This window comes from Flavobacterium davisii (assembly GCF_042182265.1).
Lineage (GTDB): Bacteria > Bacteroidota > Bacteroidia > Flavobacteriales > Flavobacteriaceae > Flavobacterium > Flavobacterium davisii.
This window is the reverse complement of record NZ_CP097869.1, coordinates 2,275,423-2,292,776: the sequence shown is the minus strand read 5'-3', so window position 1 is coordinate 2,292,776 and position 17,354 is coordinate 2,275,423. Positions and strand designations below refer to the sequence as shown.

Annotated in this window: 14 protein-coding genes; 5 read left to right on the top strand and 9 right to left on the bottom strand. The window is 29.5% G+C overall.

Annotated elements, in window-relative coordinates:
* Positions 1–4 precede the first annotated feature (4 nt).
* On the bottom strand, positions 5–172 hold the full coding sequence (locus NAB20_RS09790) for a hypothetical protein (protein ID WP_014165448.1): 168 nt from the start codon (positions 170–172) through the stop codon (positions 5–7).
* A gap of 121 nt (positions 173–293) precedes the next feature.
* Complete coding sequence (gene corA, locus NAB20_RS09785) at positions 294–1,364, bottom strand: magnesium/cobalt transporter CorA (protein ID WP_375605055.1); 1,071 nt, start codon at positions 1,362–1,364, stop codon at positions 294–296.
* Between the two features lie 307 nt (positions 1,365–1,671).
* Between corA and hutI the strand changes: the two genes are divergently transcribed.
* Positions 1,672–2,907: an imidazolonepropionase gene (gene hutI / locus NAB20_RS09780; protein ID WP_105197103.1), complete on the top strand. Its 1,236-nt coding sequence runs from the start codon at positions 1,672–1,674 to the stop codon at positions 2,905–2,907.
* An 83-nt stretch (positions 2,908–2,990) separates the two neighbouring features.
* Here the strand turns inward: hutI and NAB20_RS09775 are convergent, their stop codons facing one another.
* Positions 2,991–3,374 (bottom strand): nucleoside triphosphate pyrophosphohydrolase family protein, encoded by a 384-nt coding sequence (locus NAB20_RS09775; RefSeq protein ID WP_105197104.1) that lies wholly within the window; start codon positions 3,372–3,374, stop codon positions 2,991–2,993.
* A gap of 338 nt (positions 3,375–3,712) precedes the next feature.
* Between NAB20_RS09775 and NAB20_RS09770 the strand changes: the two genes are divergently transcribed.
* Entirely contained in the window at positions 3,713–4,735 is a 1,023-nt protein-coding gene (locus NAB20_RS09770) for a GyrI-like domain-containing protein (RefSeq protein WP_088394822.1), read from the top strand.
* 9 nt (positions 4,736–4,744) lie between these two features.
* On the opposite strand, the gene NAB20_RS09765 is transcribed toward NAB20_RS09770, so the two are convergent.
* Both NAB20_RS09765 and NAB20_RS09760 read right to left on the bottom strand, forming a co-directional pair.
* Positions 4,745–5,461, bottom strand: coding sequence for a ThiF family adenylyltransferase (locus NAB20_RS09765; protein ID WP_105197107.1), 717 nt, complete (start codon positions 5,459–5,461; stop codon positions 4,745–4,747).
* Positions 5,462–5,485: 24 nt separating this feature from the next.
* Positions 5,486–6,121, bottom strand: a complete 636-nt coding sequence (locus NAB20_RS09760) for a TatD family hydrolase (RefSeq protein ID WP_088394818.1) — start codon at positions 6,119–6,121, stop codon at positions 5,486–5,488.
* A gap of 591 nt (positions 6,122–6,712) precedes the next feature.
* Between NAB20_RS09760 and NAB20_RS09755 the strand changes: the two genes are divergently transcribed.
* The 3 genes from NAB20_RS09755 (at position 6,713) to NAB20_RS09745 (ending at position 10,268) form a co-directional block, all read left to right on the top strand.
* Positions 6,713–7,936: an MFS transporter gene (locus NAB20_RS09755; RefSeq protein WP_105197108.1), complete on the top strand. Its 1,224-nt coding sequence runs from the start codon at positions 6,713–6,715 to the stop codon at positions 7,934–7,936.
* Positions 7,937–8,052: 116 nt separating this feature from the next.
* Entirely contained in the window at positions 8,053–8,412 is a 360-nt protein-coding gene (locus NAB20_RS09750) for a BlaI/MecI/CopY family transcriptional regulator (RefSeq protein ID WP_088394647.1), read from the top strand.
* A gap of 11 nt (positions 8,413–8,423) precedes the next feature.
* Complete coding sequence (locus tag NAB20_RS09745) at positions 8,424–10,268, top strand: M56 family metallopeptidase (RefSeq protein ID WP_164849082.1); 1,845 nt, start codon at positions 8,424–8,426, stop codon at positions 10,266–10,268.
* Positions 10,269–10,500: 232 nt separating this feature from the next.
* Here NAB20_RS09745 and NAB20_RS09740 read toward each other — a convergent pair whose 3' ends face one another.
* The 4 genes from NAB20_RS09740 to gyrB form a co-directional block, all read right to left on the bottom strand.
* Complete coding sequence (locus tag NAB20_RS09740) at positions 10,501–10,836, bottom strand: tRNA-binding protein (protein WP_088393965.1); 336 nt, start codon at positions 10,834–10,836, stop codon at positions 10,501–10,503.
* Between the two features lie 79 nt (positions 10,837–10,915).
* Positions 10,916–13,882, bottom strand: a complete 2,967-nt coding sequence (gene secDF, locus NAB20_RS09735) for a protein translocase subunit SecDF (RefSeq protein ID WP_127823184.1) — start codon at positions 13,880–13,882, stop codon at positions 10,916–10,918.
* 191 nt (positions 13,883–14,073) lie between these two features.
* A complete protein-coding gene (gene mdh, locus NAB20_RS09730) occupies positions 14,074–15,006 on the bottom strand; it encodes a malate dehydrogenase (RefSeq protein WP_375605054.1) in 933 nt (310 codons plus the stop codon).
* A gap of 341 nt (positions 15,007–15,347) precedes the next feature.
* Positions 15,348–17,288, bottom strand: coding sequence for a DNA topoisomerase (ATP-hydrolyzing) subunit B (gene gyrB / locus NAB20_RS09725; RefSeq protein ID WP_088393971.1), 1,941 nt, complete (start codon positions 17,286–17,288; stop codon positions 15,348–15,350).
* Between the last annotated feature and the right edge of the window lie 66 nt (positions 17,289–17,354).

The window sequence follows — 17,354 nt, the reverse complement described above, 5'->3', positions numbered from 1 at the left end:
AAAATTATTGTTTTAAACTTTCTCTATTGGCTCTCTTTTCTTTATATTCATTCCATAAATAACCTCCTACCCAGTAGAATACGAAATTAATCAAGAAAATCATTAACCAAAATCCCATTGTTAAAATGGTTAAGAAAAGTAAGAAACCTAAATACTGTTGAAATTCAAACATTTTCCGGAATTTTTTGTATACTCTACAAAAGTAAAAATACTATTTATTATAGCCAATAATTATTCCTGTTTTTTTATTATTTAAAAGGGCTATTTTTAAAAAAATAATTTTACTTTTAGATTTAAAACCATTTTCTCCATTTAAAATAAATTGCCATAGCAATTAACAAAACTACCATAAAAACTAAAACCATAAAATAACCATATTTCCAATGTAATTCTGGCATATTATCAAAATTCATCCCATAAACTCCTACTATAAATGTTAATGGCATAAAAAAGATCGAAACGATGGTGAAAGTTTTCATTACTTCATTCATCTTATGACTTTGTGAAGCAAAATAAAAATTTGATGCACTATCTAATGTTGTCAAATCATATTCTATTTGCTCTAATAATTCTAAACACTTTTGGTGTAATCGATCAAAAAAACTAAAATTTTCTTTTTTTATTACATTAAACACATTATCATCTTTTGTACTTCTTATAGAATATAATGAATCCCGTAAAGGAATAATAGAACGCTTCAAAAAATTAAAATTATCTCGATGTTTTTCTATTTGTTCTAATATTTCAGGCTTTGAATTAGTTTTAGATATATTAATTAATTCCTCTACCTTATCTTCTTCTGCTTCTATAGTAATAAAAAAATTTTCTATAATAGCATCTAATAAAAGATATAACAAATAATCTACTTCTTTATCACGTACTATACCTGAATGTGTTCTGATACGTTCTCTTATATGAGCAAAGAAATCGCTTTTTTTTTCTTGAAAAGAAGCTAAAACACCTTCTTTTAACAAAAAAGATATTTGCTCTACTTTTATATTATCTGAATGTTCTATAGGTAAAATAGACTTGATACTAAAAAATAAGACGTTATGATATTCATCTATTTTAGTTCTTTTAGTTGTATTGAGAATATCTCCTAAAATAAATTTATCAACATCTAAGAAAGCCCCTATTTTTTGAATTTTCTCTAAATCTGTTAGTCCATGAATATTGATCCAATTTTGTTTATTTAAATCTACATCTACTATCATTTGTTCAAAAAAACCATCGGCACTTTCTATTAAAGTATAGGTATCATAAACAAATAACTGCATTGTAGTTGGAATACTTTTATAACCTCCAGTATACTCTAAAAGAGTCGGTATAATTTTTTTCCCTTTTTTATATTTTATTTTTCGCAAGATGAATTTCGATTTTGGTATACACAAAAATATGTTTAAAAAAACAAAAAAAAGCTGTCAAAAAAAATTTAACAGCTTTTTGTATTAAATAACTAACCTCTATTTTCTTGAAACAATCTAAATTTAACCGCTTCTTATTTATTACAATAAAATAAATAGAATTATTTTAAATAAATAAACGCACTAATTTAACAAAATAATTATTAAAATCATAATTATATTTTATTAATACATTTTAAAAAAATATTTTTTTGTTGTTGAATACTGTAAAACAAAGTACTTTAGCAGGAATATTTTTTAAATCAAAATGAGAAAATTAATTATAAACATAAAAGAATTACTACAAATAAGAGAAGAATCTGTCCTAAAAGTATCAGGAAAGGAAATGGCTGAACTTCCCAAAATTGAAAATGCGTATTTATTAATTGAGGATCATCTTATTACTGATTTTGGATCTATGGATAACTGTCCTAAAAACGTAGATGCTCAAATTATAGACGCAAAAGGAAAAGTAGTTTTACCCACTTGGTGCGATAGTCATACACATCTTGTATATGCTGGAAACAGAGTACAAGAGTTTGTAGATAGAATAAAGGGGCTTTCTTACGAAGAAATTGCTCAAAAAGGGGGTGGAATTCTAAACTCTGCTAAAAAATTAAATGAAACTTCTGAGGAAGAAATTTTTGAACAATCTAAAATTAGATTAGAAGAAGTTATACAGCAAGGAACAGGGGCTATTGAAATAAAATCTGGATATGGTCTAACCATTGAAGGAGAACTTAAAATGTTAAGAGTAATCAAAAGATTAGCAAACGAGTATCCTATTAAAATAAAATCTACCTTTTTAGGAGCCCATGCTTTTCCTTCTATATATAAAGAAGACCATAGTGCTTACATCGATTTAATTATAAATGAAATGCTTCCTTTAATTGCTAAAGAAAATTTGGCAGACTACATTGATGCTTTTCTAGAAACAGGTTATTTTTCGGTTGAAGAAACAGAACGTATTATGGAAGCGGGTCAAAAATATGGCTTACAAGCAAAAATACATGTTAATCAATTTACGGCAATTAATGGAATTGAAGCTTGTGTAAAACATCATGCTCTTAGTGTTGATCATTTGGAAATTGTAACAGATCATGATATTGAAGTATTAAAAAAATCCGATACCATGCCTGTAGCACTTCCTAGCTGCTCATACTTTATTAGCATACCTTACACCCCTGCTAGAAAAATGATAGAAGCAGGTCTTCCTCTGGCTCTAGCTACTGATTTTAACCCTGGGACTACTCCATCAGGAAATATGAATTTTGTAGTAGCTACTGCTTGTATTAAAATGAAAATGACTCCCGAAGAAGCCATTAATGCAGCTACTCTAAATGGAGCTTATGCCATGGGAATTAGCCATACACATGGTAGTATAACAAAAGGTAAAATAGCAAATCTAATTATAACAAAGGAAATTCCTACTTACTACCAATTACCTTACAGTTTTACAAGTCATCTTATTGATCAAGTAATTATAGAAGGTAACATTATGTAATGTACCATTTTAATGAATGACTGAATAGGGTCTTCTTCAAGCTTATAATACCAACCTATTTATAACTTAAAGAAGACCTTTTCTTATAATAAAATTTTTTCTATATTAGGTTTAAAATAATTAGGTCCTTTCAATACTTTACCATCTTCTCTATAAATGGGTTTCCCATCTAGTCCTAACTTACTCATGTTACTTTTTTGAATTTCTTCAAATATTTCTTCTATTTTTTCTTGTAATCCATGTTCTAAAATTGTACCACATAGTATATACAACATATCCCCTAAAGCATCGGCTACTTCTACTAAATTATTATTTTGAACTGCCTCTAAATATTCTTCATTTTCTTCCTTCATCAAATTAAAACGTAGTTGATTTAGGTCATTTCCTAAATCGGCCTTTGGCACTTTCTTTATTCCTAAACCAAAAGATTGATGAAATAAAGAGACTGATTCGATTTGTTTTTTCATATTTGTATGATTATAACTATTAACAGAATGAATTAAAAGGTCTAAAATGAAAATATCCCAATACTAATACTTAATTTTGTAAAAAAAACTATGTTCAGCCAAGGTCAAATTTTATTTGCAATTTCATTCTTTATTTGTTTTGTTGTATTAATGATTTTTTCTTATAGAAAAGATATAAAATTACACAAAATACATTATAGAGGTAGTTTTTGGATACTTATCTCTTTTTTTATTTTTATCGGAATTTTATTCTTCATAAAGACAATACTGAAAAATCAATAATAAATTTGCGTTTTTAACATTTTTTTATAGCTTTACATGGGTTTACACTTAAGATCATGAAGGTAGCTAAATACTTATTTTTACTAGCACTATTGCTTACGGGAACTATCGCTGTATTTGTAGCCACAAAAGATGGAAAATATACGATACAACATGAAAAATTAATTGACGTTTCTAAAGAAATTGCTTTTAAATATATCAGTGATGGTACCAATTGGGATTCTATCAATCCGTGGAAAGGTGAAAAATTTAAAATAATTTCAACCCAAGAAATCCCCAACGAATCCATTACGCAACAAGTTATACTTAATGAAGTTCAAAATGAGTTGGTATTGAATTTTAAAGATACTTTAAAAAATAAAACAAAGGCTATTTGGTTCACCAAGGGAGAACTAACATTTAAAGATAAATTTCTTAGTATCATAGGCAAAAGTGTTAAAAATGATTTTGAAGATCGTTTTGAGTCTGCTTTAAACTTTGTTAATACAACTTTAACGAGAGAAATCAACAGTTTTCAAATACAATTAGATGGTTTTGTAAAAAGAGATACTCTTTATTACATACAACGACCTGTTGTTTCTAAAAAAGAAGAAATTCCTTTAATGATTAAACGCTTTGTCCCCCAATTACAACAAATACTAAAAAACACGAACACAATTACAAATGGGTATCCTTTTATTGTGTATCACTCAAAAGATAGTATAAAAAATCAATTCAAATATTCAATTGCTTTACCCATAAAGAAAAAAATATACACCAGTAGTGATAGTGATATTTTAAGCGGTCAGATTAATCCTTCAAGCACTATAAAGGCTACTGTAAAAGGAAATTATACTCACCTGATAAAAGCTTTTCCTAAAATTTATGCTTTTATGGAAGAAAATAGATTAGAAAAAAGCGATAAATATCGAGAAATAGAAGTTTTAATAAAAAATAGTACCACATTTCAATCGGCCTCCTCATGGATAACTGAAATTTATTTTCCTGTTAGGCCTATAAAAGTTGCTACCAAAGTGAGTACTGTAAAAAAAGACACCACAAATACTCACATTGATAACCTTAAAAGTCCGCAAAAATAAAGCGGATTTTTATTTTTTTAACAAATCTCTAATGACTTTTTCGGCCGCGTGTAAACCAAATAAAGCGGGCATCCAACTATTAGTTCCATAAAAAGATTTTTTAAAATTAGATCCGTCAGTCATTTTTACGCTTGAATAATCAGGTCTTTCATGTGAATAAACTACTTTTACTCCTCCTGAAATCCCTTCTGCTTTTAATCTTTTACGAACTTGTTTTGCCAATGGGCAGTAATCTGTTTTGCTAATATCTTTTACACATACTTTACTAGCTTCAAATTTACCTCCTGCTCCCATATTACTAATTATCTTTACTTTTTTCTTTTTAGCTGCAATAATAAGATTGAGTTTTGGCGTAATACTATCTATACAATCCATAACATAATCAAAATCTTCCGTAACAAGTTCATAAGCTCTTTCTGGCGAAAGAAACTCTTCTATAACGGTAAGATTTATTTCTGGGTTTATATCCTTAATACGTGCTGCCATTAACTGTACCTTAGGTAGCCCTACTGTAGAATGTAAAGCGGGTAATTGTCTATTAATATTTGTAATATCTACCACATCTCCGTCTACTATTGTCATTTTACCTACTCCAGCGCGCGCTACAAACTCTGCTGCAAATGAACCTACTCCTCCCATTCCTACAATTAAAACGTTGGAATTTTTTAATTTTTCTAAGCCTTCTGTTTTAAATAATAACGCTGCTCTTTCCTGCCAAACTGCCATTCAATTCTTATTTTTATCTATTAGTTAAAGTTGAAATACTTTTATAAAATTGGCTTCAATTAATGATTCTACATTCTTTTTTTTTATCATTGAAGCCTTTTCATACACCTCTTCTATTGTTTCTTCTATTGTATCTGTTTCTAAAAAAAAACAGTCGTCTGGTATATAATTAAATACCAATGCCAACTCAGGATTTCTTATTAAATATTTCCCAAAAGAAAGATAAAATCCGTTATCTAATAAACTTTTAGCTACCTGAATGTTTTTAGAAAAGCCATGTATGATAATGGGCTCTTCTATTTGCATTTCTTTTTTTAGACCAATTACTTCTTGAAAAGCTGAAACACAGTGCAAAATTAAGGGTTTTTTATATTTTTTTGCAAGTTCTAATTGTTTTTCAAAAACTTGTAATTGAAGATCATATTTCGTTTCTATCCTTTTATCCAATCCACATTCACCTAGTGCTAAACAATTTTGTAACACTAATTTTTCTTCTATAATCTTTAATTCTATATCTATTTCTTCTTCTTTTATATACCAAGGATGTATCCCAATGGAAAAGTAAGGTATTTTTTCATCTAATTCTAGAGGGTATTGATTTACTATTTCCAATACTCCTATTTGATCTTTAAATGAATGTGTATGTAAATTATATTTCATCTTTCATGTTTTTGCTTTAGTAGTAATAGTTCTAAGTAGAGCCTTTCTCATAAGCTAGTAAAGACCTAGCTATTTTATTATAATAAAGAAATTCAAATTATACAATTCCTATGAAACCTATTTTTTAAGAGTTTTTAAATTATCTAAAAATGCTTTATTTAAACAAATTTAAAATTAATATATTTTTACATAAACTATCTTTTTTACCAAATAATTTAGATTATCAATAAATACATTTTTCATTTATTAAAATTAAACCTATATTATGTGTTAGAAATTTATTACAAATAAACAAGGACTTTCAATCTAAAAAGCGTATTTTTTTATTACATTAAGGTTATCTTAAAGGTTCATAATCTTGTCATTTATAAATTAGGATAGAAATAACATAAATAATATGACTTCTCCCTAAGGTTGAAGTGACAAACTACGACTAGATTACGGCTTTTGCTCCCTATTTACAAAAAATGTTCATTTTTTGTCTTTTCATCTCGAACATGAAGTCTAATTCGGAATCCAGATTAAACAAATATCTATAATTACTTATTTTTTATATTTCATTTAGTATTTTTGAGAACATACTTTACTATTATGCTTAAAACTGGAATTATTCGTTATATTAATAATTTTAAGGGCTTTTCAAGGGAAATTTGGATTTTAACCTTAATAACCTTTATCAATCGTGCAGGAACAATGGTTCTTCCTTTCCTATCAAAGTACCTAAAAGAAGACCTTCATTTTAGCTACAAGGAAGTCAGTTGGATATTAGTTAGTTTTGGTATCGGTTCTATGGTAGGGTCATGGTTGGGAGGAAAACTTACTGACAAAATAGGGTTTTATAAAATAATGATTTTCAGTCTACTAACAAGCGGAATTTGTTTTTTTATTTTACAATTCATCAATTCATTCATCGGCTTATGTATAGGTATCTTTATTATCATGGTTGTAGCTGATATGTATAGACCTGCTATGTTCGTATCTTTAAATACTTTTGCTACTAAAGAAAATAGAACAAGAGCTTTAACATTAATTCGCTTAGCTATTAATCTAGGTTTTGCATTAGGTCCTGCTATGGCTGGATTAATAATCATGAAAATAGGCTACAAAGGTCTTTTTTGGGTTGATGGCGCAACCTGTATACTGGCTATTAGCATTTTTAGATATTTTATAACGGTAAAAAGGAAACAGTTAGAACCTAAAAAGGAAAACAATTTATCAAATAACAATACTTCTGTATTTAATGATTTTATTTTTTGGATTTTCTTATTTTGCTGTATGCTTGTAGGCATTTTATTTTTTCAACTTTTTACTACTCTTCCTCTTTATCATAAAATTCAATTTAATTTGACTGAATTTCAATCAGGTTTGTTACTTATGCTTAATGGTTTACTCATCTTTTTTTTGGAAATGCCCATTGTAAGTTATATTGAAAGAAAACAAATTAACAAAATAAAGGTTATTACAATAGGTGCCATGATGATGTCTTTTAGTATGTTTATACTTTTATTTTCTTCTTACAGTATAACTCTAATAATCATGATGATTTTAATGTCTTTAGGCGAAATGTTTACTTTTCCGTTCTCAAACACCTTTGCTATGAGTCGAGCAGCTAAAGGACACGAAGGTAGATATATGGCTATTTTTAGTATGAGTTTTAGTGCTGCTCATATACTAAGTGCAAAGATAGGTTTGTCTATAGTTGATTATTTTGGCTATAGAACGAATTGGTTAATAATGGCTTTTTTAGGGATTATTGCTACCGTATTAGGTATACTTACATACAACCTTACTCAAAAAGAAGATAAATCAATTTAGTCTTTTCTTAAAAATAACTTAAATCTTAGTTAAACAACTACAAAAATAGTTGTTTAACTAAAAACATCGTTTTAGTTTTGTTCAACTCTAAAAAATGATTCGAAACTATCACAATAATGCAAAAGTTAACAAACAAAGAAGAAGAAATCATGCAAATTTTATGGAAGCTAAAAAAAGCTTTTGTAAAAGAGGTCATGGCTGAAATAAAAAATGATACTCCCCATTATAATACTCTCTCTACAATTATCAGAAATTTAGAAGATAAACATTACGTAAGTCATACTATTTTTGGTAATACTCATCAATACTTTCCCATCATCACTTTGGAAGAGTATAGAAAAAAATTTTTCAATAATGCTATTGAAAATTATTTTAATAATTCATACAAGAATTTAGTTTCTTTTTTTGCAGAAGAAGAAAAAATTTCTGCCGCAGAACTTAGAGAAATTTTAGATTTGATAGAAAATAAGAAATAAATATGGAAGTGATGAGTTTATATATAATCAAAGTTAATATACTAATAATTATTTTTTATATTACTTATCATTTTATGGTAAGCAAAGAAACTTTTTTTAGCAGCAATCGTTGGTTTTTATTATCTGGATTAGCAACTGCTGTTATTTTACCTCTATTATTCATTCCTAAATACATAATAGTTCAACCTCATATAACCGAGAAATCCACTATTTCACAAACTGTTGAATATACTACAAATAATTACTCTAAATCTGCTTCTCTTGTAGATTGGAATATTATCATCCTCAGTATTTATTTAATTGTTTTTTTAATCTTATTTAGTAAACTCATAATTAGCTTCTTTTCGTTGTATAAACTACTTCATCGACATAAAAACATAAAAAGAGGTTTATTCAAGCTAGTAGACTTGGATGATGAAATCGCACCTTTCTCATTTTTTAATTATATCGTATACAATTCTAATTTTTATACAGAAGAGGAATTACAAAGTATACTCTTACATGAAAAAGTACACAGTGAAGATAAACACTCTATCGATACACTCATTAGCCAACTATTTTGTATTGTTTTTTGGTTTAATCCATTTATATGGCTATACAAAAAATCAGTATTACAAAATTTAGAATACATAGCGGATCAAAAAGCCAGTAAATTTTTAAAAGATAAAACTCAATATCAAAAAGCTTTACTAAAAGTAATTACAGAACGGAATTGTTTTTCAATTTCAAATCATTTTAACTCATCATTAATTAAAAATCGAATCATTATGTTGAATCAACCTCAATCAGAAAAAAAGAAAACTTGGAAATACGCATTAATAATTCCAGTCTTAGCTGGTTTTATGTTCTTTTTTCAAACAAAAACCATTGCACAAGAAAAAAACATTACTCAATCTAACTCTAGTGATTTATATATTACTACTGATAAAAATTCTAGTGAACAAGAAATAAAAGAGGACATTAAAATAGCTAAAGAAAAATTTGGTGTAGTCCTTAAATATTCTAAAATCAAACGCAATACAAAAGGAGAAATAACAGCTATTAAAATAGAATACAAAGATTTTGAAGGTAAGAAAGGAATGACACACATACAGGGAGATGATCCTATAAAACCAATTTATTTCCATAAAACTAAAAACAGAGTAGGATTTGGAAAAGCAAACGAAATCAATTCTTCTAAGAATCTTCACAAATCTAATAATGAAAATAATAGCTTTGGTTTTTCATTTTTAGACCCAGAAAATGATATAATTCATGAATCAGAAGAAATAATATCTACACCTAAAAATCCAGACGCATCAAATAAATTAGAAAAGAAAGAAGCTGATAAATCCTCTTTAAAAAATTATAATAAAAGTATCATTATTAAAAAACAAAATAATGGGAAACCTGAAATTATCATAAATGGTAAAACGATAGAAACCGATTCAGAAGAATATAAAAAAGCATTAAAAGATTTTAATGGTAATTTTGAATTTAATATGCAAGAAGACGGTCCTATGGTATTAAAATTCAACAATGAAGATATATTTAAATTTGATTCGAATGAGATAGAAAAAATAACTAAAGATGCTTTATCTAACTCCCAAAAACAGTTCAGCAAACTACGTGAAAAAATAAATAGCATGCGTCCGAAAATGGATCAAATGAAAGTTGAAATAGAAAAAATCAAACCAGAAGATTTTAATTTTGATTTTAATTGGAATGAGAAAGAAACCGATTCCGAAATAAAGAAAGCTAAAGAGGAAATGCTAAAAGCACGAGAGGAAATGATTAAAGCGCGAGAGGAAATGATTAAAGCTAAAGAAGAAATGTTAAAAGCAAAGAATCAGCAAAATAAAACAAAAAAGGCATAATGATAGCATAACACTCATCAAAGAGGGTAACCTAAAAATCAATAGTATTTACTAAAATTGCTTATATAAATTTTCTCCGATAGAAATTCGAATATTTTAATAAAAAAGAGGTTGTTCAAAAAATAGGACAACCTCTTTTTCTGTATCTATAGCCTTTTTTTTATTTACACTTTTTAACCCAGATTACGCATTAGACTTCGTTATGAAACAAAATTTAATACGATTTTTGGATTCAACCGATGCGTAAACCATTTATTACTTTTTGATCAGTAGATAATAATACGATATCATTATCTTGTCCTATAGATCCTAGAACTAAACACTCACTCATAAATTTACCAATTTGTTTTTTAGGAAAATTCACAACCGCTATGATTTGTTTATTAATTAATTCTTCTTTCGAATATCTTTTTGTTATTTGCGCTGAAGATTTCTTAATCCCTATCTCTTTTCCGAAATCAATTGTTAATTGATATGCTGGTTTACGAGCTTCTGGAAAATCATATACTCTAATTATAGTCCCAACTCGCATTTCTACAGATTCAAAATCAAACCAAGAAATTTCCATTTTTTATATTTTTATTAGTCAATATACAAAAAAAGTCCCGAATAATATCGGGACTTTTTGTTTTTAAAAAAGATTTATTTTAAGATTTTATTTCTTCATGTCTTTTTTCTATTTCTTCTTTATCTTTTTTAGATAAAGTATCTACTAACACAGGAGTAGCTATAAATAATGATGAATAGGTACCTACAACAATTCCTATTAACATGGCAAAGATAAAGCCTCTAATAGACTCACCACCAAACACAAACATGATAGCTAATACTAAAATCATAGTTAACGAAGTATTGATTGTTCTAGACAAAGTAGTATTAATAGATTCGTTTACGATATGATTAAAGTTTCCTTTTAAATCACCTGCTAGGAACTCACGAATACGGTCAAATACAATTACAGTATCATTCATTGAATAACCAATAACTGTCAAGATAGCTGCAATAAAGTGCTGATCCATTTCCATGTGGAAAGGCATAAACTTATAGCATAATGAGTAAATACCTAATACAAATATTACGTCGTGTGCTACTGCTGCTACTGCTCCTAATGAGTATCCTAACTTGCGGAATGAAATTACTAAATATAAACCAACTACTAACATTGCTCCAATAACAGCCCAAAAAGAGTTTGTTTTGATGTCATTAGAAATAGCGGCTCCAACTTTAGACCCTGATAGTACGGCTAATTTCTTTCCATCTGTTAAGGTAATAAATTTTTTATAATCCATACCTGGGAAATACTTAGATAATCCTTGGTATAACAATTTATTAACTTCTTCATCTACAGCAACGCCTTCTTCTTCAATTTTATATTTAGTTGTAATTCTTAATTGATCTGAATCTCCAAATACTTTAGCTTCAGCAGGCACACCAAATACTTTTCCTAATTCTTCTGACACAATAGCAGCATCAACTGGCTTTTCAAATTTTACTTGAAAAGTTCTACCTCCAACAAAATCAACTCCTTGATCTAATCCATTTACAAAAAATATTGAAACTAAACTGATTAGAGTTACTGTTAATGAAAAAGCATAAGTAAATTTCTTAATTTTTAAGAAATCAAAATGATAACCTGTAAACCAGTTTTTAGACCAATCTGTAGTAAATGATAGTGCATCATTTTTAGCTACTGCTCTATCTAGGAAAATTCTTGTAATGAAGATAGAAGTAAACAATGAAGTCACGATACCTATTAATAAAGTGGTTGCAAAACCTTTGATAGGTCCTGTACCGAAAGTGTATAAAATAGCTCCAGTTAATACGTGGGTTACGTTTGCATCAATAATAGAACGCATAGCACCTGTCCAAGAAAATGATTTTTGTACAGCGTCACCTAGATTTAAACCATGGCGTAATTCTTCTTTTGCTCTTTCATAAATAATAATATTTGCATCTACTGCTGTACCTAATGTTAGCACAATACCTGCAATACCTGGCAATGTTAATACGGCTCCTAAACTTGCTAAAATACCAAATAAGAACAATAAATTAACTACTAATGCTATATTAGCATAAGTACCTGATTTACCATAATATACCCACATCCATAACATTACGGCTAATAAACCTACAATAGCGGACATAGTACCATTATCAATGGCTTTTTGACCTAATGATGGACCTACTACTTCTGATTGAACAATTTCAGCCGCCGCAGGTAATTTACCAGCACGTAAGACATTAGCTAAGTCTTTTGTTTCATCAATTTTAAAAGTTCCAGAAATTTCCGAACGTCCTCCTGCAATAGGACCTGACGTTACACCAGGTGCAGAATAAACTACATCATCTAAAACAATGGCAATTGCATTCTTTTGAGAAAATACTCTTCCTGTTAATTCTTCCCAAATTTTGGCTCCTTTTCCATTCATTTGCATAGAAACAGCTGGTTTTCCCATTTGATCAAAAGTATCAGCAGCATCTATTAATACACTACCACTCATTGGAGGTGTATTGGTTCTATTTCCTTTAATAGCATATACCTCAACAGCTTCTGCTTCTTCATCTTTTGCTTTACCATATAAGAACTTAACATCTGCTAAATTAGCTGGTAATAAAGCTTTTATATCGGCTCTTCTTAAATAAGCATTAACTACCGCTGTATCTTTAGTTGCAATCATACCTATGATAGAACCTCCTTGTTGTAAAGGCATTAATTTATCAAACAATGGATTGTTACCTTTTGCATTACTTGCAGAATCTTTTGATTTGTCAACTAACAAATCATTCACTTTAGAAGAAGATTTAGTTTCTTTAACAGCAGGTTCTACTTTTTCAGTTTTCTTTAGCGCTTCATTAACAGTCATTAAATAAGAGGCTACCTCTTCCATTTTATAAGTTTCCCAAAATTCTAATTGAGCTGTAGAAGATAATAATTTTTTAGCACGATCTACATCTTTAGCACCTGGTAACTCTACTAAAATACGTCCTGTATTTCCTAATTTAACGATATTAGGTTGTGTAACACCAAATTTATCTATACGCTCACGTAATACTCCAAATGCACTTTGTACAGACTCATCTACTTTCTTAGCTATTACAGCTTTTACTTTTGAATCTGACATATTGAAGTTAATTTCATCAGCTAAATTTCTATTTCCAAAAACATCCGGAGAAGCTAATTTAGTTCCTGAACCAGCGGAAGCTTTTTCAAATGCTTCAAAAAAAGCATCTAGAAAAGATTGATTTCCTTGTTGGTTTTTCTTAGCCTCTGCTAAAGCTTTATTAAATATAGCATTTGATGTATTATTAGCTAAACCTTTTAATACATCTTTCACAGAGATTTGCAAGGTAACATTAATCCCTCCTTCTAAGTCTAAACCTTTGTTAATTTGCTTATCGGCTACTTCATTGTAAGTAAAATCAGTAAACCCTAAACTAAAAACTTTTTGTTTACCAATTGAATCAAGATACTTAATCTCCTTTTCTTGATTTCCATTTGCAAATGCTTTTGCATCACTTTTAACTTTATTCGCTACAAAAGTGAAAGTAAGCTGGTAAATACTTACTAAAGCAAAGATGATTGCAAAAAACTTAATGAGTCCTCTATTCTGCATTCTTTGTAAAAAATTAATTAATTTGTTCTACGTTCGTTTTTGGTTAATAAAAGACTCCTAAATACAATAGGAGTATTTACTAAAACTTGCAAATATATAATTCTGAATACGATAAACCAATTAATTTACAAAAATTATATTAAAAAAAAAGACTGCAAAAGAGCAGTCTTTTTGAGGAAGTTAAATTCTTATTATAATAACTCTCCAAGAGTCTCATTCATATTGCGAACGGCAGCTGATGATTTAATAAACAATTCCTCCTCAAGATCATTTAATTTTATATCTATTATTTCTTCTACTCCATTACTTCCTATAATACAAGGAACTCCTATACATATATCATTTTGTCCATATTCCCCCTCTAAATAAACAGAGCAAACTATCATTTTTTTCTGATTATTTAATATAGAATCTACCAAGTAAGCTACTGATGTACCAGGGCCATACCAAGCTGATGTACCTAATAAGGAAGTTAGAGTTGCCCCACCTACCATCGTATTTGAAACTATTTGTTTTAATTGTTCTTCTGACAAAAACTGTGAAACAGGAATACCATTATAGGATGCCAAACGTGTTAAAGGAATCATTGTAGTATCACCATGCCCTCCAATAACCATAGCCGAAATATCATTTGTTGGTTTATCTAAAGCCAATGCTAGGTAGGTTTTAAAACGTGCGCTATCTAAAGCTCCTCCCATTCCTATTACTCTACTTTTAGGAATACCTAAAGTTTTATAAGTTAAGTAAGTCATCGTATCCATTGGATTTGAAACTATAACAAATACCGCATTAGGTGAATGAGCAAGGAGATTTTCAGCGACTGATTTTACAATTCCAGCATTAATCCCAATTAATTCTTCTCGTGTCATACCTGGCTTACGGGGAATACCAGAAGTAATTACAACTACGTCACTATTCGATGTTTTAGAATAATCATTGGTTACCCCTACCAATTTAGTATTAAAACCTGTGTTAGTTGCACATTGAGATATATCTAATGCCTTTCCTTCTGCAAAACCTTCACGAATATCTAATAAAACAACCTCACTAGCAATTCCTCTATAAGCCATTACATCGGCACAAGTAGCACCTACATTTCCAGCTCCTACTATAGTTACTTTCATAATAAATTACATTTTTATTAATTTTACACATCAAAGCTCTTTATTTATTTTTCTATACTAGCCTCAAATGAAGTAATCAGGCTAAATTATATCATAGATAAAAATGTTCTTATATTTCTTTTTATTCTTGAGATGGCAAAACTACATCTGCTAAAAAAATCTATTCACTTTTATTTTCTTAATCTTTTTATCTTCATTACAAAGTCTAAAATACAGTATTAACTAAACAAGAAGCTCTTTCGAATATACAAAAAAAATACGACATGAATTCATTTATAAAAAATTTATAAAAAAAAGACTGGAACAAATCCAGTCTTTGATTAATTAATATTCACTATGTATTACGCATCAATATTTGCATAAATGGCATTTTTTTCAATAAATTCCCTACGAGGAGGTACTTCATCTCCCATCAACATTGAAAACACCCTATCTGCTTCAGTTAAACTATCAATAGTTACCTGTCGTAATGTTCTATAGGCAGGATTTAAAGTTGTTTCCCATAATTGTTCTGCGTTCATTTCTCCAAGACCTTTATAACGCTGAATATTGGAACCTCCTCCCATCTTTTCATTAATCATATCACGTTGTTTTTCATCCCAAGCATACTCCTTTTTATTTCCTTTTTTAACAAGATATAAAGGTGGTGTTGCAATATATACGTGGCCTTCTTCTATTAACTCTTTCATAAATCGAAAGAAAAAGGTTAGAATCAATGTAGAAATATGACTACCGTCAATATCAGCATCACACATGATTACTACTTTATGGTAACGTAATTTTTCTAGATTTAATGCTTTACTATCTTCAGCAGTACCAACTGTTACTCCTAAAGCTGTAAATATATTTCGAATTTCTTCGTTTTCGAACACTTTGTGGTGCATCGCTTTTTCGACATTTAGGATCTTACCTCGCAAAGGTAAAATAGCTTGAAAAGCTCGATCACGTCCTTGTTTAGCTGTACCACCTGCCGAGTCTCCCTCGACAAGAAAAATTTCACATTTTGTAGGATCTTGCTCTGAGCAGTCTGATAATTTACCTGGCAAACCTCCACCGCCCATTACGGTTTTACGCTGTACCATTTCACGGGCTTTTTTAGCAGCATGACGTGCTTGTGCCGCAAGAATAACTTTTTGTACAATGATTTTAGCATCATTTGGATTTTCTTCCAAATAATTCTCTAACATTTCAGCTACTGCTTGTGATACAGGGGAAACGACTTCACGATTACCTAATTTGGTTTTGGTTTGTCCTTCAAATTGTGGTTCTGCGACTTTTACAGAAATAATAGCCGTTAATCCTTCACGAAAATCGTCTCCTGAAATTTCAAATTTTAATTTATCTAATAACCCTGAAGCATCGGCATATTTCTTCAGCGTACGTGTTAATCCCATACGGAAGCCTTGTAAATGCGTACCTCCTTCATGGGTATTAATATTATTTACATAAGAAAATATATTTTCTGAATAACTATCGTTATAAATTAAGGCTACTTCAACAGGAATTTCTCCTTTATCGTTTTCCATTGAAATCACATGGCCAATAATTGGCACACGATTTCCATCTAAGAATTTAACAAATTCTTTCAAACCTTCCTTAGAATGAAATGTTTCTCCTAGAAATTTCCCTTCTTTATCTTGTTCTCTTTTATCTGTAAGAGTAATCATGATTCCTTTATTCAAGAAGGCTAACTCACGCATACGAGCTGCCAAAGTATCATAAGAATACTCTAAAGTTTGTTGAAAAATAGTTCCATCAGGCTTAAACCAAACCGTCGTACCGCGTTTGTCTGTTTCACCTACTTGCTTTACAGGATACTGTGCTTTTCCTCTTTCGTATTCTTGCTCGTATATTTTTCCTTCGCGATAAACTGTCGCTTTCAAATTATCTGAAAGAGCATTTACACACGACACCCCTACTCCATGAAGACCTCCAGATACTTTATACGAATCTTTATCGAACTTACCTCCTGCTCCAATTTTAGTCATTACAACCTCAAGGGCTGAAACTCCTTCTTTTTTGTGTATATCAACAGGAATACCACGACCGTTATCCTCTACCGTTATGGAATTATCTTCATTTATGGTAACAAAAATAGTATCACAGTGTCCTGCTAAGGCTTCATCAATTGAGTTATCTACTACTTCATATACTAGGTGGTGTAATCCTCTTACACCTGTATCACCAATATACATGGATGGACGCATACGCACGTGCTCCATTCCTTCAAGTGCCTGAATACTGTCAGCAGAATAATTATTCTTTTTAACTTCTTCGCTCATAATATCTTTTTCGAAATTGCATTACTTTTGTCTAACATGCAAATATAATGAAATACCACTTTTTAA

Excerpts from the sequence above, each read along its gene's own strand:
- NAB20_RS09775 (WP_105197104.1), bottom strand. The coding sequence starts at position 3,374 with ATGAAAAAACAAATCGAATCAGTCTCTTTATTTCATCAATCTTTTGGT.
- gyrB (WP_088393971.1), bottom strand. The coding sequence starts at position 17,288 with ATGAGCGAAGAAGTTAAAAAGAATAATTATTCTGCTGACAGTATTCAG.
- NAB20_RS09750 (WP_088394647.1), top strand. The coding sequence starts at position 8,053 with ATGCAAAAGTTAACAAACAAAGAAGAAGAAATCATGCAAATTTTATGG.
- hutI (WP_105197103.1), top strand. The coding sequence starts at position 1,672 with ATGAGAAAATTAATTATAAACATAAAAGAATTACTACAAATAAGAGAA.
- NAB20_RS09755 (WP_105197108.1), top strand. The coding sequence starts at position 6,713 with ATGCTTAAAACTGGAATTATTCGTTATATTAATAATTTTAAGGGCTTT.
- mdh (WP_375605054.1), bottom strand. The coding sequence starts at position 15,006 with ATGAAAGTAACTATAGTAGGAGCTGGAAATGTAGGTGCTACTTGTGCC.
- NAB20_RS09760 (WP_088394818.1), bottom strand. The coding sequence starts at position 6,121 with ATGAAATATAATTTACATACACATTCATTTAAAGATCAAATAGGAGTA.
- NAB20_RS09745 (WP_164849082.1), top strand. The coding sequence starts at position 8,424 with ATGAGTTTATATATAATCAAAGTTAATATACTAATAATTATTTTTTAT.
- NAB20_RS09790 (WP_014165448.1), bottom strand. The coding sequence starts at position 172 with ATGTTTGAATTTCAACAGTATTTAGGTTTCTTACTTTTCTTAACCATT.
- secDF (WP_127823184.1), bottom strand. The coding sequence starts at position 13,882 with ATGCAGAATAGAGGACTCATTAAGTTTTTTGCAATCATCTTTGCTTTA.
- NAB20_RS09765 (WP_105197107.1), bottom strand. The coding sequence starts at position 5,461 with ATGGCAGTTTGGCAGGAAAGAGCAGCGTTATTATTTAAAACAGAAGGC.
- NAB20_RS09770 (WP_088394822.1), top strand. The coding sequence starts at position 3,713 with ATGAAGGTAGCTAAATACTTATTTTTACTAGCACTATTGCTTACGGGA.
- NAB20_RS09740 (WP_088393965.1), bottom strand. The coding sequence starts at position 10,836 with ATGGAAATTTCTTGGTTTGATTTTGAATCTGTAGAAATGCGAGTTGGG.